The following is a 14,329-nucleotide window of genomic DNA, read 5'->3' as shown; positions in this document are numbered from 1 at the left end:
CGAATTGTGTATAAGTGATATAAGGGAAGAAAGTTAAAATGGGGGGGTATAATAATGGAATCATTTTTTAGAAATACAATGGCCGATATAAATTGGACTAAAATAGATACGATTGATTTAGGATTAGAAGTATATGGTTTCAAGGGGTTTAATCTTTATGAAAAAATATTAGCTATCAATTCATGAAATAGATAACACAGAAGGTAAGGTGTTTTACGATGGAATTAAAAAATAAAATGATATTACAGATTGAAAAAGCAGTGAAAGAAGATGCAAAGCAAATAATTGATTATTTAAATATAGTAGGTGGGGAAAGCGATAATCTTTTATTTGGGGCAAATGAATTTGTTATTTCACTTGAGGCAGAAGAAAATTTTATTGAAAGTATAAATCAATCAGAAGCTTCTGCATTTTTTATTGGAAAAATTGAGGAGGAAATCATATGCGTTGGCAGCATTATGGCTTCTAGCAGAAATAGAATTGCCCACCATTCAGAACTAGCAATCTCAGTAAAAAAGAAATATTGGGGTATGGGAGTGGGCACGCATCTTATGCAGACGATGATTGATTATGCAAAGAATAGTAAAATAACTGAAATCCTTCACTTGGGTGTAAGAAGTGATAATGAGTTGGCCATTCAACTTTATAAAAAAATGGGATTTGAAGAATATGGTCGATTTGATAAGTTTTTTAAGATTGATGGAGCCTATTATGATGAAGTATTAATGAAGGTGAATTTGAGGGAGAAATGAGAAAATTAAGTGGTATACAGATTCTATTCATAACAATTTCACTAGTAGCAGTCGTTTGGTTTCTGATTCCCTTTATCTTATTTGGAATCATGAATATAGGAAATGCAACAGGAATTTTTAGCTTTTTAGGATTATTTTTCTATGGAATTAAATTAAAGTACATAAATAACTGGATAAAAAAGTCCTTAAAAAGAGGGCTAGGAAAAATCTTAATCAGTTTATTTGCAGTGTTAATTGGGGGGATAATGATACTGGTTGTTTTGTTCTCCTTTCTAATGATGAAAGCTGCAAATCAAATACCAAATGGCAATGAAACTGTAGTTGTATTAGGATGTAGAGTTTACGGTGAACGAGCAAGCCTTATGTTAATGGAGCGGCTTGATGCGGCATATGAATACTTAAAAGAAAACGAAGAAGCCATCTGCATCTTGTCTGGTGGACAGGGTGAGGGAGAAGATATAACTGAGGCGGAATGTATGTATCGATATTTAACAAAGAAAGGTATTGAACCCAAGCGATTGTATAAAGAAGAAAAGTCAACTTCCACACGAGAAAATTTGGCTTTTTCAAAAGAAATCATCGAGAAACATAGCTTGAATGTGGACATTGCGATTGTGACAAATGAATTTCACGAGTATAGAGCCACAAAAGTGGCAGAAGCCTTGAATTTAAACTCTAGTGCTGTTTCAGCAAAGACAGCATGGTGGTTATTTCCCACCTATTATGTAAGAGAGCTATATGGGATAATATATGAGATATTGCTTTAAGAAATTTGTACAGATATACGACATGTAACAAATATGAATAGACTTGTAGTAATAATCAAATGTTATTGGGAGGAAAAAGCATGAAATGTAAACTTCGTAAATGGAAGATGGAGGATGCACCTAGTTTGGCTGAAGCATTGAATAATAAAAAAATTCTTGATAATTTAAGAGATGGACTGCCTTTTCCATATACACAAGAAGATGCTAGGGCGTTTATTGAGATAATGTTAGAGGCAGATGGGCACACAACTTATGCCTTTGCCATTACGATAAATGATAAAGCAGTAGGAAGTATTGGTGTATTTCGAAAAGATAATATTCATTCACAAACGGCAGAGATGGGATATTATATTAGTGAAGAGTATTGGGGAAAAGGAATAGGGACTGATGCTGTAAAACAGATGTGTGAATATATTTTTAATAATACAGATATTATACGTATTTTTGCTGAGCCTTTTGCTTATAATGAAGCGTCTTGTCGAATATTAGAAAAAGCAGGTTTTAAATATGAGGGAACACTTAGAAAAAATGCAGTGAAAAATGGAAGGATTCTTGATATGAAAATGTATTCAATTATCAATTGATATTTGATTTAAGGAGGAACCATGGTAGTAAAAATAAATGATACAAAAAAGGTAGAACCTTTATTTGGTGAATGGCAAGAAACATTAATATGGTCTTGTTTGCAAAAAGTTATGGGAGAAGTCTATGCCGACAGTGTTAAACATCCAAAATCATCAATGGCTCTATTGGGTGATTTTTGTTTTTTGGCTGGAATCGCGAATGAAGAATTGTTACTTTACATATCAAAAGAATATAAGAAAGACTCTGTTATTATGGTGCCTCAAGATACAATGTGGGCGAATCTAATAGCTGATACCTTTAAAGATAAAGCAAAAAAAGTAACAAGATATGCTATTAAAAAAGAGCAGAATATATTTGACATAGAAAAATTAGAGAAAGTTGTAAGTTCCTTACCTAAGGAATATTCCTTGCAAATGATCAATAGAGAAATGTATGATTTGTGTAAATCCAATGCATGGAGCATGGATTTGGTATCACAGTTTAATAATTATGAAATGTTTCAAGAACTTGGTTTGGGTGTCGTAATCCTAAAAAATGGTGAAATTGTATCAGGTGCATCTTCTTATTCTAGGTATCTAGAGGGAATAGAAATAGAGATTGATACAAAAGAAGAATATAGAAGGAAGGGCTTGGCCTATGTATGTGGCGCCAAATTAATATTGGAATGTCAAAAAAGAGATTTATATCCTAGCTGGGATGCACAAAACAAGTGGTCAGTGGCATTAGCTCAAAAACTCGGTTATCATTTTGACCATGAATATTTGGCTTTTGAGATAAATTATAACCTATCTAAGCTTAGTTTATAAACAGTAATGAGTTTTCAATAAGCATGAAATAGAAGGAGAAATTATGAACAATATTCATGTTAATATCATTGGAGGACAAGATGGACCTACCTCAATATTTTTTGCAGGTAATTTGGGATCAAGTTGGATAAATTATTCTGGACTAATAATTGTAATTTGCATATTGATTCCAAATATAATCTATTTCATAAAAAATTCTCAAAATAAAGCCCAGAGTAATTTGGTATCTACGAATAAAGGAATTACGTTAATTGAACAATTGGGAAGATATATGTCTATGTTTTTCATTGTTTTTAATGTTGGAATATTAGAATATGGATTTTCATCTTTTCAAACTCTTGCAGCTTACTATTTAGGCAATATTATACTAGTGATTGCGTATTGGATTATTTGGATTATGTACTTTATGAATAAGTCTTTATTAAAGAGTATGGCTCTTGCTATAATACCAACTGTAATTTTCTTGTTAAGTGGTGTGACTAAAAGAAAATATTTGTTGGTGATAAGTGCCATTATATTTGGAATTTCGCATATCATAATTACATATAAAAGCAACAACGAAAGTAGAAACGTTTAAAGGAAAGAGACATATAAAATACATGTGAAATGAGGATAAGCCAAAATGAGTCAATACATTATAAAAACAGGTAAAGATGCAATGCATTTAGAAGAAGTAAAGGCTTTGTTAGAACAAAGCTATTGGGCGAATACAAGGGATATAGAAACGATTAAAAAATCAATAGATTATTCATTATGCTATGGAGCATTTTTAAAAGAAACGGATAAACAAATAGGTTTTGCACGTGTAGTTACTGATTATGCAACGCTTTATTATATATGTGATGTAATTGTAGATGAAAGCTATAGAGGGATAGGAATTGGTAAGGCACTGTTAGACACCATTCATTCTAATAAAGAAGTATGTTCTTTAAAAGGAATTTTAGCTACCAATGACGCACATGAATTGTATCGTAAATACGGGTTTCAAGAAGGGGGATCTATTTATATGGGAAAGGCGAGTAAATAAAATATTATGAAAAAAATACTTAAAACATTTTCTTTTTGGTTTGTCATAATGGCATTAATGGGAATCTATATGCATCAAATAGGACAAGACTCAAAGAGCATTGTTTTGATTTCATTTAATCCTATATTAAGAAGCATATCTAGAAATGAAATGTTATGCAATCAATTCAATTCAGGTTTTCAAATCACATGCAATACGATTGTAGGATACATTTCAATCTATTGGTATATAGGTTCTATTATTACATTTTTTATCTATGGTTTACTTTTGGATCTGATTCGATTTATTTTAAAACGTATCAATAAGTAAAGAATACACGTTTAGTTGGTTGTGTTCATTCAATGAAACTGTAAGAAAGAATAATTATTTAGGAGGAGCTTATTATTGCCCAACATACCAAAAAATGGGTGATATATATAAATAATGTTATGATGAAAGTGAATGATAAGTGTTTTACTAGCAATTCGTTATGCTATTGTTGGTAATATTATAGATTTTAATCCTATACATAATACATTATTAGAAGATATTTATCATTATCTTGATAACACACAGCAAATGGAGCTTGCAATTGATCACTCCAAGGAACTGATGGAGGAGGTAGTAAGTGCCAAATGCCTTTTATATTTGGGAGATAACTGTGGAGAAATCTGCTTAGATAAACTTCTATTACAACAAATAAAAAAAATTAATCCAGATATAAATCTAATCTTTGCAGTAAGAGGAAAGCCAGTTGTAAATGATTCCATTGAAGAAGATGGATATTTTGTTGGTATTGATCATTATGCGCAAATAATAGACAATGGAGATAGTTCGATTGGAACAGTGCTAAAACGAACAAGCCAGGAATTTAGAGAAGTCTATGAAAATGCTGATTTGGTAATCTCAAAAGGGCAGGCAAATTACGAGTGTCTAAGTGAAGAGAAGAAAAAGATATTTTTTCTATTAGTGACCAAATGTGAAGTGAATGCTAATGATATTGGTGTAGAAGAAAAGAGAATGATTTGTATGAGAAAATAAGATAAAGTGAGGTATCGTTATGATTCGACACGAGATTGAACTATCAAGTTTTTTGAGGAAAGGACATCACCTGCTTTTGCTACGCGTTTGTTTCATAGCTTTGAAGATTGTGTTGGATGTTATCAAAATATTTGTTTAGCAAAGACGCCATATCAATTAGGTGATAAAAAGAAGATAGTTTGCCATGGAAAGCTGAAATTCAAGATGTGTGAGTCGGGTTTTGAAGATGTACGTACTTTTATCCAAGAAGTTGAGAATACAGTTTCTAATGTTAAAAAATAGTATAAGAATTAATGAAAGGTTTAAGGGGTAAGAATCATGTTATTGGAGTTAAAACGTTTGTCACAAAAATATTTAGTAAAAAAATTAACAGAGGATGATGTGTCATCAATCTATGAACTTTGCAGTAAAAACCCAATCTATTACGAATATATAAAGTCAGTGCCAACGTATGAAAATATAAAAGATTCTTTAACTGAACTACCACCTAGTGTATCGTTAGATAAAAAGTATTTTGTTGGTTATTATAAGGAAGGTCAACTGATTGCATTGCTTGATATAATTGCAGGATACCCAAATGAACAAACCGTTTACATCGGTTGGTTTATGATGAAGAAAGAATTGCAAGGAACAGGAATTGGTTCTAATATTATAGCAGAAGCATTATTATATTTTAAAGAAGAAAAGTTTCAATCGGTACAGCTAGGTTATGTAAAAGGTAACAAACAAAGTGAAGGATTTTGGAAGAAAAATAAATTTATTCCTGTTGGAAGAGAAAAAGATACTGGTGACTATACGGTTGTAGTAATGCAACGTGATATATAAAAGAAGAGGGAGAGAAAGAGGTATGAAATATAGTATCAACTCACTATATCTATGTGTGAAAGATATGAACAGAGCAATCAAATTTTATGAAAATTTTTTTGAACAAAGTGTGACAAATAAAGATGAGATATATAGTGAATTTGATATACAAGGATTTCGACTTGGTTTGTTTGCATACGAAAAGATGAAGGAAGAACATACTTTTGGGAGTAATTGTTTGCCAAGTATAGCTGTAGAAAATCTAAAAATACTAAATGCTAAGATTTCAGATTTGGAAATTTGCTTTCCACTAACAAAAATTAAAGATGTCTGGGTTGCTGAATTTGTTGACAGTGAAGGAAATCACATTGAAATTAAAACATATAGAGAATAGGAGAAAAAGATGAAAAAAATATTCGTTATAACAGTCATATGTTTACTATTTGGTTTAACAGGGTGTAGACAAAATGAAATGACGTCTATATACAATAATGAGAAGAAAATAGCTGAAGTCTCAAATAGCTTTGGATATAATGATTTTCAACAAGAGATTGATAACAATATCTTATCTATATCCTATGAAAGATTAAATGGTATGGATACCGTATGGCTTTATGAAGCGAATGAAGACATGGATTTGGATATTACATATCAATTTATTGTCAGTAAAGGGAAAGCAAAATTAGTACATATTCTACCTGATAATACAAATCAAATCATAGTAGAAAAAAATAAAGATACAGCAGCTACTGAGGAGACTAGTACAATTTTCTTAAAGAAAGGCACCAATCGAATTAAAATAGTAGCAGCAGATAATGCAGATTTAAAAATGGAAATATCCATACCAGCTGGTGCTTATGAGAAAATGGGAATGTAATAAAAAGAATTATAAGCTGAAAAAACAAGTTTACACCAGAGTATTACCAAAGCCAAACTATAGGTGCCAACTGATCCAATTGTAAAAAGAAAAGAATACAAAAATATTAGATGAAGAAATAAAAAAAGAAGTTAATTCCTTCCCTCTTAACTGTACCATACCTATAGTATAACAACAAGACTATTTTTCAAATTGTATTTATGCTAGACTTTTACAATAACTTTATAGGATTTGGAGAATATGTTTCGCATAATTAGGAAGGGGTAATGTTATGGAACAAAAACACTTAGAATTTGAGTATGAAGCTAAGAGGTTAGAACAAACCATCTCTTTGGCTTCGAAACAGTTAAAGAAGGCAAGAGAAAGCAACGAAGAAAACAAAGCAGATATCATTGCAGCTAAGAAAGAACTTCGTGAAAATACATCACACTCTATTTCAAATTTATGGAATGCTGAACAATTTGAAGCATTGGCTGAGTTAGGCCAATATGTAAACCCAGTTCTAGATAAGATTGCAGATTATGAAGAAGTGGAGAATAAGATATTACGCTTGGAGAATCTTATCAAGTCTCCTTATTTTGCGCGAATTGATTTCAAATTTGATGAAGAAGATGCATTTGAGGAAATCTATATTGGGCGTACCTCTTTGAAAGATGAAAAAACGCATGAAATGTACATTTATGACTGGCGATCTCCAATTGCAAGTGTTTTTTATCGATTTGTAACTGGTGAGGTATATTATGACGCACCAGTTGGAAGGATTAGCGGAGAAGTAAATAAAAAACGCCAGTATGAAATCAAAAATGGAATACTGGAATATTTTTTTGATGCAGATGTTCAGATTATCGATGAATTTTTGAGGAAATTATTGTCTCAAAACACTTCCAATAAAATGAAAACAATTGTAGAAACCATACAAAAAGAGCAAGATATCGTAATACGTGATATGGAAAATGATTTGATGATGGTGCAAGGAGTTGCAGGGAGTGGAAAGACCTCAATTGCACTTCATCGAACAGCCTATCTTATGTATCAAGGTTTAACGAACAAGCTTTCTGCCAATAATATTATTATCATTTCTCCTAACTCTTTATTCGAACAATATATTGAGAATGTTTTACCGGAACTAGGAGAGCATCATGTACAATCATTGATATTCGAAGAAATTATGTCCCTTGTTCTTCAGCAAGATAAGATACAATCGAGAAATCAATTTTTAGAAACCTTAATCACAAGTGACAGATACCGAACAGTTATCAAACGTAGCATTGAATTAAAAACCTCCTTGCAATTTTTAGAAATTCTAAATCGATTTGTAGAGGATTTGCCAAATCGATGGATTGCGTTTGAAGATGTTTACTATAAAGGTAAGTTTATAATTGGGAAAGAGAAATTAAAGGAAAAAATAGTTGGAAGAGTCAATACACCTTTAGGAATGAAATTAGAACAGTTGGAAGAATATGTTCTTGAATTAATAGAAGAAAACTGTGGTAGAATCAGTAAAGGTGAAGAAGCCAGAATTAAAAATGAGCTTTTATCATTTACCAAGCTTTCTATTAAAACCCTTTACTTTGAATTATTTAAAGACAAGGAATATTTCAATTATTTAGCCAAGAATCGTATGTCTTTCGAGCATTTGGACGAAATATTTAAATATACCAATGAAAATTCCAATTCGAGTTGGTTGTATTATGATGATGCAATTGCATTGAGTTACTTGACCTTAAAGATATACGGTTCAAATGAATATAGAACGATTAAGCAGGTAGTGGTGGATGAAGCGCAAGATTACTACCCACTACAATATGAGATTTTTCGCATATTATTTTTGGATTCTAAATTTACCATTCTAGGTGACATGAATCAAACCTTGGAAAAACAAGAAGATATAACCTTATATGAACAAATTAAGACAATTCTAAATAAAAAGAAAGCAACTCTAATTACCATGGATAAAAGCTTTCGTTGCACGAACGAGATTCTTAATTACAGCATGAAGTTCATAGACCAAACAACTAAAATAAAGAGCTTTAACCGAGAGGGAGAAAAACCAGAGGTTCATGTTTTTTATAATCAAGAATTAAATTGTAATAAAATAATAGAAGAAATAGCCTATTGCCAAAGAAAAGACTACCAATCCATTGGACTGATTTGCAAAAGTGAAAAAAGTGCTTTGGTTTTGTATGATATGTTAAAAGATTACGTTGATTTACAACTTATAAAAAATGAAAGTACTTGTGATTTACAAGGCGTCTTTATTATACCGGTATATATGTCAAAAGGACTTGAATTTGATGCGGTGTTAGTGTGTGATACAGATAAGAAAAATTATGAGAGTGAAGATGATAAAAAGCTGTTGTATATAGCATGTACAAGAGCACTTCACAGACTTAACCTATTCTGTCAAAACGAAATAAGTCCGTTACTTGTTTAATAGAATAAAGGAAGGATTTGGTTATGACAGTCACGGAAAGTTGGTAGATATGGGAAAACAAATTGAAAAAAGTGGTTTTGTGAAACAAGCAAGTATATTGGCGCTTGGAGGAATCATATGTAGAATCATTGGAATCCTATATAAAAGGCCGTTGTCACTGTTGATAGGAAAAGAAGGGATTGGATATTTTACATTAGCTAATAATGTTTATTTGATGATTTTATTAGTAGCTTCGTATAGTATTCCAAGTGCACTTTCTAAAGAAATTGCAAAATCACTTGCCAAAAAAGAATATATCAATGTACAAAGAATTTTTTATTGTGCAATCTTTTATGTGGTTATCGTTGGTGGAGGGGCAAGTTTGTTTGCTTACTTTGGTGCAACTTTTTTGGCAGAGCAAAACTCAGTATTAGTCCTTAAGGTATTTGCGCCTACGATCTTTCTTTCTGGCTTAGTAGGGGTACTAAGAGGGTACTTTCAAGGACATGGGAGTTTGACACAGACATCTGTTTCGCAGATATTTGAACAAATCTTAAATGCAGTCATAAGCATTGGGGCAGCATATTTTTTAATGCAAGCCGTTGCAAAGGATACTACGACACAAGCTATATTTGGTGCAACAGGAAGCGCCATTGGTACAGGCGCTGGGGTTCTTGGTGCATTTATCTTCATGTTATGGAGGTACTTTCTGAATCGGAAGGAAAGAGCACAAAAAAGAATGTTAAGTACAGAGGAAAAGGTAGAATCGTATACTACAATATTTAAAAATATATTTTTTACCATTACTCCCTTTATCCTATGTACGGCTATTTATAATTTGAATACGATTATCAATCAGACCCTTTATATTAAAATACTCATGTATAAAAATGGATTAATGGAAGAAACGGTTTCTGCTATGTATGGAATATTCGCAGGTCAGGCTGTTGTAATTGCAAATATTCCAATTGCACTTGCATCTGCCATGTCGGTGGCTTTGATACCTAGAATTGCGTCAAACTATTCATTAGGAAAAACAAAGGATTGCAATCAGCAAATTGATGTAGCAATAAGAGTGACAATGTTAATCGCGATTCCTTCGGCTGTTGGGATTGCAGTTTTAGCATTACCTATTGTTTCGATATTATTTCCTTTGAAGGATACGATGACACAGGCAGCACAATTGCTTTTCAACTTAAGCATTAGCATTGTATTTTATTCATTGTCGACTTTGACCAATACCGTACTTCAAGGCATCGGCAAGATTAATATTCCCGTCATCAATGCTGTTTTTGCTCTAATCATGCAAACAATCGTGTTGGTGATTTTATTGATTACATTTGGAGGGAACTTAAATGTTTTAGTATTAGCAAGCATTGTGAATGCATTTTTGATTTGTTTGCTTAATCAAATGGCAATCAAACGTATTCTTTCTTATCATATAAAATGGAAAGAAAATTTTATCATTCCTATTGTATGTGCCAGTATCATGGGAGGAATGACGAAATTAATCTATTATGTATTGTATTTGGTAAGTGCAAGCAATCTATTTTCAATCATAGTTACGATTCCTTTAGCGGTTGCAATTTATTTTATTTTTATTATCAAATTCGGTGCTATTGGTGAAAAGGAGCTTCTTTCATTTCCAAAGGGTGATGTAGTGATTATGATTGCATCAAAGTTAAACCTATTATAGATGCAACATTGTCTGCAAGATAATGCTAAAACATTCATTTGTAGAAGAAAATGGGAAGAGTAGCTTACGCTAACTCTTCCCATTTTTCATATAGTGCTAACAATTCTTCTTCAATTGCAGTTTTTTCATTATTTAACTCTACGAGCTTTGCTACATTGGTACAAATATCAGGCTGTATAATTAAGGTATCAATCTGTTCATTTCTTTCTTCTAATTCGTGAATTCGTTTTTCCGTCTTTGCCAATTCGTTTTCGCGTTTTCGAATACGTGCTTGTTCCTCTTTTTGTTGTTTCCAATCTAATTTAGAAGAATTTTCTTCTGGTGCTTTATCAACCGTAGCTTCCTCATTGGTTGTGTATTTCAATGTCAATTCATCACGTTTTTCAATATAGTAATCGTAGTTACCGATATAGTTTACAACGGTATGATGCGTTAAATCAAGGATTCTTGTTGCCGTTTTATTAATAAAGTAACGATCATGTGAAACAAATAAAACCGTACCAGTATAGCTTGTTAAGGCTGATTCTAAAATCTCCTTTGAAGTGATATCCAAATGGTTGGTCGGCTCATCTAAGATTAGAAAGTTTGCTTCGGATAACATTAATTTGGCCAAAGAAACTCGTCCACGTTCTCCACCACTTAAATCCTTGATACGCTTAAAGACATCATCATTGGTAAATAAAAAGGCAGCTAAAACATTTCGAATCTGTGTGTTGGTTAGATTGGGATAAGCATCTGATACCTCTTCAAATAAGGTCTTATCTTTATCTAGTACATTATGTTCCTGATCATAGTAGCCAATTTTTACTTTGGAACCTAATTTAATCTCACCTTGATCTGCTTTTATAATGCCATTGATTATTTTTAATATCGTTGTTTTCCCTGTACCATTATTACCAATTAAGGCAACCCGCTCTCCACGTTTGATACTAAAATCAATGTTTTGAAATAAAGTAAGGGGAGGAAAGGACTTTGAAAGACCTTCTACATCTAACACGTCATTTCCGCTTATTACCTGCGGTTCTAAGGCTATATTCATCTTGTCATTAACCTCAGTGGGTTTGTCCAGCACATCAATTTTAGCCAGCATCTTTTCACGGCTTTCTGCACGTTTGATTGACTTTTCACGGTTAAAGGATTTAAGTTTTGCGATAACCTCTTCCTGATGTTTAATTTCTTTTTGTTGATTTAAGTACGCCTTAAGCATAGCTTCTCTTATGGCAGTACGTTTCTCGGCATAAGCTGAGTAGTTCCCAGTATAAACACAACCTTTTCCAGCATCTAATTCAATAATTTTAGAAACAACACGGTCTAAAAAATATCGATCATGTGCAACGATGACAACAGCACCGCTATAATTTAGTAAAAATGTTTCTAACCAGGCAATCGATTCCATATCTAAATGGTTGGTTGGCTCATCTAAAAGAATAATATCTGGCTTAGAAACTAATAGTTTACCAAGAGAAACACGCGTTTTTTGACCACCGGATAAAGACTGAACGGGCTTTTCAAAATCCGATTCAGCAAATCCTAGCCCTTTTAAAATGCCAGTTACTTCACTTTTATAAGCGTAACCGTTTTTTAAATCAAATTCATGAACGGCTCTATTATAGGAATCGAGCATAGCAGTGAGTTCTGCACCTTCTTTTTGGCGCATTTCCTCTTCAAGTGTTCGTATTTTATTTTCTAATTGAATGATATCAGCTTTGGTTTCTAATATTTCTTCGAAAATAGTTCGGTTGGTTGACAAATCTTGATGCTGTGCAAGATAACCAATAGTTTTACCTTTTGCAATGATAACTTCACCAGAGTCTGCTGGCATTTGATTCATAATTATTTTAAGAAGAGTAGATTTACCTGCTCCGTTAATTCCAACAATTGCAGCTTTTTCACGATCATTAATATGAAAAGAAATATTATGTAATATTTCATCAGTTCCAAAGGTTTTTGATATATTTTGACATGCTAAAATCATAGTAAATTCCTTTCTGTTTCAAAATGCAAGCGATATATGCGTAAATAACGTTTTATAACAATAAAACTCCAGTATTATTATACAGGAAATACAGTAAATTTCAATCCATTGTAGTATAAAAAGAAGCAACAAAGGACAAATAGAGTTAATTTTTTTCATATATGACAAGCAGGTGTCAAGATATTGTGTTATACTATGGAAATAAATAGTTAACGTTTTATCACCAAGACTTTTAGGAGGGAAGAGTATGATAATTCATGTAAAAGAAAGAATGAAAGCTTTTGTTGCAAGCAATGCTAGGAACGAAGATTATCAGTTTGCAGATGTAAAAATTGATACTGAGAACGTAAAAGCAATTATGATAAATGAAGTCGTACCAAGTAATCCAGAGGATGATTTTTATGGAAAGAATAACCCACCTTTTTACTTAACAACAACATTACCTTTGTTTTCGAAAGCAGGGTCATTCCTTTCATCAATCGAAGATATTACCAAAGCGGGTATTTATATTACAAATGCTGTAAAGATTCCGAAAAGCAATACAACGATTGAGAAAGATATAATCAAACAGTGTATTCCTTTATTAGAATATGAAATCAGTTTGTTTCCAAATGTAAGTGTGATTATGCTTATGGGGGATGTGGCGAAGAAAGCGTTAAATCACATCGCAAAATCAAAAACGAAGAAAAATGTTATTCCAACAGGAGCGACCTACAAATTAAGAAATGATGAATTTTATTATGAGAATATCAGAGTATTTCCATCTTATATTATGACAGGAGGCAATATATTAATTGAAAAGTCAAAGGTTGCTATGGCGTCTGAAGATATAAAAAAGATGTTGCAACTAATTCAATAAACATTATAACATGATCAACCGACGCAAAAAGTATATTCTAGCTCAACTACTAGAAAGGATGATGAAACGATGAAACTTTTAGACGAACTGATAGAACAGGCTAAAAATCCAAGAGGATGGCTTGGCAAAACGATGCTTAATATAATGAACCAAGCACACAATAAAATGACAGTGTGGGGATTAGAAAAAGTCCAACTAAAGGATAAGGATGTAATACTAGACATTGGATGCGGAGGAGGACAAACCTTAAAGATACTCTCAAGTCTTATTAGCAATGGTACTATTTATGGAGTGGACTATTCCGAAAAAGCAGTTGCAACATCTACTGATAAAAACTGGAAGGATGTAAAAAGTAAAAAAATTATAGTAAAACAAGCAGACGTCACATCCTTACCTTTTCCAGAAGATTTTTTTGATATAATAACGGCATTTCAAACGCATTATTTTTGGCCAGACTTGAAAAATAATATAGTAGAAGTTAATAGAATTTTAAAACAAGGAGGTCAGTTTTTATTAGTAGCGGAGCTATATAAAATAAACTATCATATGAAAGAATACAAAACAGTAGAGACATTGAAGGAACTCTTCCTTAGAAGTGGATTTTCTACTGTTACAGTTTCTCAAACGAAAACACAACTTTGTATGGTAGGAGAAAAGTAGTTGATATTTAACTTTTGGTGATAGCTATCATAAAATTTATTGAATCATTCTTTTCATCACTTATTCTTAGACGCTAGATTGATTAGAC

Annotated in this window: 16 protein-coding genes; 15 read left to right on the top strand and 1 reads right to left on the bottom strand. The window is 32.2% G+C overall.

Going from position 1 to position 14,329, the window contains the following annotated elements; genetic code table 11:
* The first annotated feature begins 218 nt into the window (after nucleotides 1-218).
* From F7O84_RS05355 to F7O84_RS05295, 13 genes are all read left to right on the top strand, one after another.
* Nucleotides 219-752, top strand: coding sequence for a GNAT family N-acetyltransferase (locus F7O84_RS05355; protein ID WP_151142697.1), 534 nt, complete (start codon nucleotides 219-221; stop codon nucleotides 750-752).
* The gene (locus F7O84_RS05350) at nucleotides 749-1,519 is read left to right on the top strand and encodes a YdcF family protein (protein ID WP_151142695.1); all 771 of its coding nucleotides are present in this window, start codon (nucleotides 749-751) and stop codon (nucleotides 1,517-1,519) included. The genes F7O84_RS05355 and F7O84_RS05350 overlap by 4 nt, the downstream gene beginning before the upstream one ends.
* A gap of 80 nt (nucleotides 1,520-1,599) precedes the next feature.
* A complete protein-coding gene (locus F7O84_RS05345) occupies nucleotides 1,600-2,103 on the top strand; it encodes a GNAT family N-acetyltransferase (protein ID WP_151142693.1) in 504 nt (167 codons plus the stop codon).
* A 21-nt stretch (nucleotides 2,104-2,124) separates the two neighbouring features.
* On the top strand, nucleotides 2,125-2,910 hold the full coding sequence (locus F7O84_RS05340; protein ID WP_151142691.1) for a GNAT family N-acetyltransferase: 786 nt from the start codon (nucleotides 2,125-2,127) through the stop codon (nucleotides 2,908-2,910).
* A 43-nt stretch (nucleotides 2,911-2,953) separates the two neighbouring features.
* Nucleotides 2,954-3,487, top strand: coding sequence for a hypothetical protein (locus tag F7O84_RS05335; RefSeq protein WP_151142689.1), 534 nt, complete (start codon nucleotides 2,954-2,956; stop codon nucleotides 3,485-3,487).
* Nucleotides 3,488-3,532: 45 nt separating this feature from the next.
* Nucleotides 3,533-3,937 (top strand): GNAT family N-acetyltransferase, encoded by a 405-nt coding sequence (locus F7O84_RS05330; protein WP_151142687.1) that lies wholly within the window; start codon nucleotides 3,533-3,535, stop codon nucleotides 3,935-3,937.
* 6 nt (nucleotides 3,938-3,943) lie between these two features.
* Nucleotides 3,944-4,246, top strand: a complete 303-nt coding sequence (locus tag F7O84_RS05325; protein WP_151142685.1) for a hypothetical protein — start codon at nucleotides 3,944-3,946, stop codon at nucleotides 4,244-4,246.
* 132 nt (nucleotides 4,247-4,378) lie between these two features.
* The gene (locus F7O84_RS05320; protein WP_151142683.1) at nucleotides 4,379-4,957 is read left to right on the top strand and encodes a damage-control phosphatase ARMT1 family protein; all 579 of its coding nucleotides are present in this window, start codon (nucleotides 4,379-4,381) and stop codon (nucleotides 4,955-4,957) included.
* Nucleotides 4,958-5,275: 318 nt separating this feature from the next.
* Complete coding sequence (locus tag F7O84_RS05315) at nucleotides 5,276-5,782, top strand: GNAT family N-acetyltransferase (RefSeq protein ID WP_151142681.1); 507 nt, start codon at nucleotides 5,276-5,278, stop codon at nucleotides 5,780-5,782.
* Between the two features lie 22 nt (nucleotides 5,783-5,804).
* On the top strand, nucleotides 5,805-6,155 hold the full coding sequence (locus F7O84_RS05310) for a VOC family protein (RefSeq protein WP_151142679.1): 351 nt from the start codon (nucleotides 5,805-5,807) through the stop codon (nucleotides 6,153-6,155).
* Between the two features lie 9 nt (nucleotides 6,156-6,164).
* Nucleotides 6,165-6,638, top strand: coding sequence for a hypothetical protein (locus F7O84_RS05305; RefSeq protein WP_151142677.1), 474 nt, complete (start codon nucleotides 6,165-6,167; stop codon nucleotides 6,636-6,638).
* A gap of 271 nt (nucleotides 6,639-6,909) precedes the next feature.
* On the top strand, nucleotides 6,910-9,072 hold the full coding sequence (locus F7O84_RS05300; protein WP_151142675.1) for a HelD family protein: 2,163 nt from the start codon (nucleotides 6,910-6,912) through the stop codon (nucleotides 9,070-9,072).
* Nucleotides 9,065-10,747, top strand: a complete 1,683-nt coding sequence (locus F7O84_RS05295; protein ID WP_243140812.1) for a putative polysaccharide biosynthesis protein — start codon at nucleotides 9,065-9,067, stop codon at nucleotides 10,745-10,747. Before F7O84_RS05300 ends, F7O84_RS05295 begins: the two co-directional genes overlap by 8 nt.
* A gap of 64 nt (nucleotides 10,748-10,811) precedes the next feature.
* On the opposite strand, the gene F7O84_RS05290 is transcribed toward F7O84_RS05295, so the two are convergent.
* Nucleotides 10,812-12,722 (bottom strand): ABC-F family ATP-binding cassette domain-containing protein, encoded by a 1,911-nt coding sequence (locus F7O84_RS05290; protein ID WP_151142673.1) that lies wholly within the window; start codon nucleotides 12,720-12,722, stop codon nucleotides 10,812-10,814.
* A 247-nt stretch (nucleotides 12,723-12,969) separates the two neighbouring features.
* Here F7O84_RS05290 and F7O84_RS05285 point away from each other — a divergent pair, with 247 nt between their 5' ends.
* Nucleotides 12,970-13,581 (top strand): uracil-DNA glycosylase family protein, encoded by a 612-nt coding sequence (locus F7O84_RS05285; RefSeq protein WP_151142671.1) that lies wholly within the window; start codon nucleotides 12,970-12,972, stop codon nucleotides 13,579-13,581.
* A gap of 69 nt (nucleotides 13,582-13,650) precedes the next feature.
* The gene (locus tag F7O84_RS05280; RefSeq protein ID WP_151142669.1) at nucleotides 13,651-14,241 is read left to right on the top strand and encodes a class I SAM-dependent methyltransferase; all 591 of its coding nucleotides are present in this window, start codon (nucleotides 13,651-13,653) and stop codon (nucleotides 14,239-14,241) included.
* Nucleotides 14,242-14,329 lie beyond the last annotated feature (88 nt).

Source organism: Candidatus Galacturonatibacter soehngenii (genome assembly GCF_008830185.1).
In the GTDB taxonomy this organism is placed as follows: domain Bacteria; phylum Bacillota; class Clostridia; order Lachnospirales; family Lachnospiraceae; genus Lachnotalea; species Lachnotalea soehngenii.
The sequence above is the reverse complement of the archived record's forward strand: the minus strand, read 5'-3'. Positions and strand labels throughout refer to the sequence as shown.

Coding starts and splice junctions, on each gene's coding strand:
- F7O84_RS05355 (WP_151142697.1), top strand. CDS start 219: ATGGAATTAAAAAATAAAATGATATTACAGATTGAAAAAGCAGTGAAA.
- F7O84_RS05350 (WP_151142695.1), top strand. CDS start 749: ATGAGAAAATTAAGTGGTATACAGATTCTATTCATAACAATTTCACTA.
- F7O84_RS05345 (WP_151142693.1), top strand. CDS start 1,600: ATGAAATGTAAACTTCGTAAATGGAAGATGGAGGATGCACCTAGTTTG.
- F7O84_RS05340 (WP_151142691.1), top strand. CDS start 2,125: ATGGTAGTAAAAATAAATGATACAAAAAAGGTAGAACCTTTATTTGGT.
- F7O84_RS05335 (WP_151142689.1), top strand. CDS start 2,954: ATGAACAATATTCATGTTAATATCATTGGAGGACAAGATGGACCTACC.
- F7O84_RS05330 (WP_151142687.1), top strand. CDS start 3,533: ATGAGTCAATACATTATAAAAACAGGTAAAGATGCAATGCATTTAGAA.
- F7O84_RS05325 (WP_151142685.1), top strand. CDS start 3,944: ATGAAAAAAATACTTAAAACATTTTCTTTTTGGTTTGTCATAATGGCA.
- F7O84_RS05320 (WP_151142683.1), top strand. CDS start 4,379: ATGATAAGTGTTTTACTAGCAATTCGTTATGCTATTGTTGGTAATATT.
- F7O84_RS05315 (WP_151142681.1), top strand. CDS start 5,276: ATGTTATTGGAGTTAAAACGTTTGTCACAAAAATATTTAGTAAAAAAA.
- F7O84_RS05310 (WP_151142679.1), top strand. CDS start 5,805: ATGAAATATAGTATCAACTCACTATATCTATGTGTGAAAGATATGAAC.
- F7O84_RS05305 (WP_151142677.1), top strand. CDS start 6,165: ATGAAAAAAATATTCGTTATAACAGTCATATGTTTACTATTTGGTTTA.
- F7O84_RS05300 (WP_151142675.1), top strand. CDS start 6,910: ATGGAACAAAAACACTTAGAATTTGAGTATGAAGCTAAGAGGTTAGAA.
- F7O84_RS05290 (WP_151142673.1), bottom strand. CDS start 12,722: ATGATTTTAGCATGTCAAAATATATCAAAAACCTTTGGAACTGATGAA.
- F7O84_RS05285 (WP_151142671.1), top strand. CDS start 12,970: ATGATAATTCATGTAAAAGAAAGAATGAAAGCTTTTGTTGCAAGCAAT.
- F7O84_RS05280 (WP_151142669.1), top strand. CDS start 13,651: ATGAAACTTTTAGACGAACTGATAGAACAGGCTAAAAATCCAAGAGGA.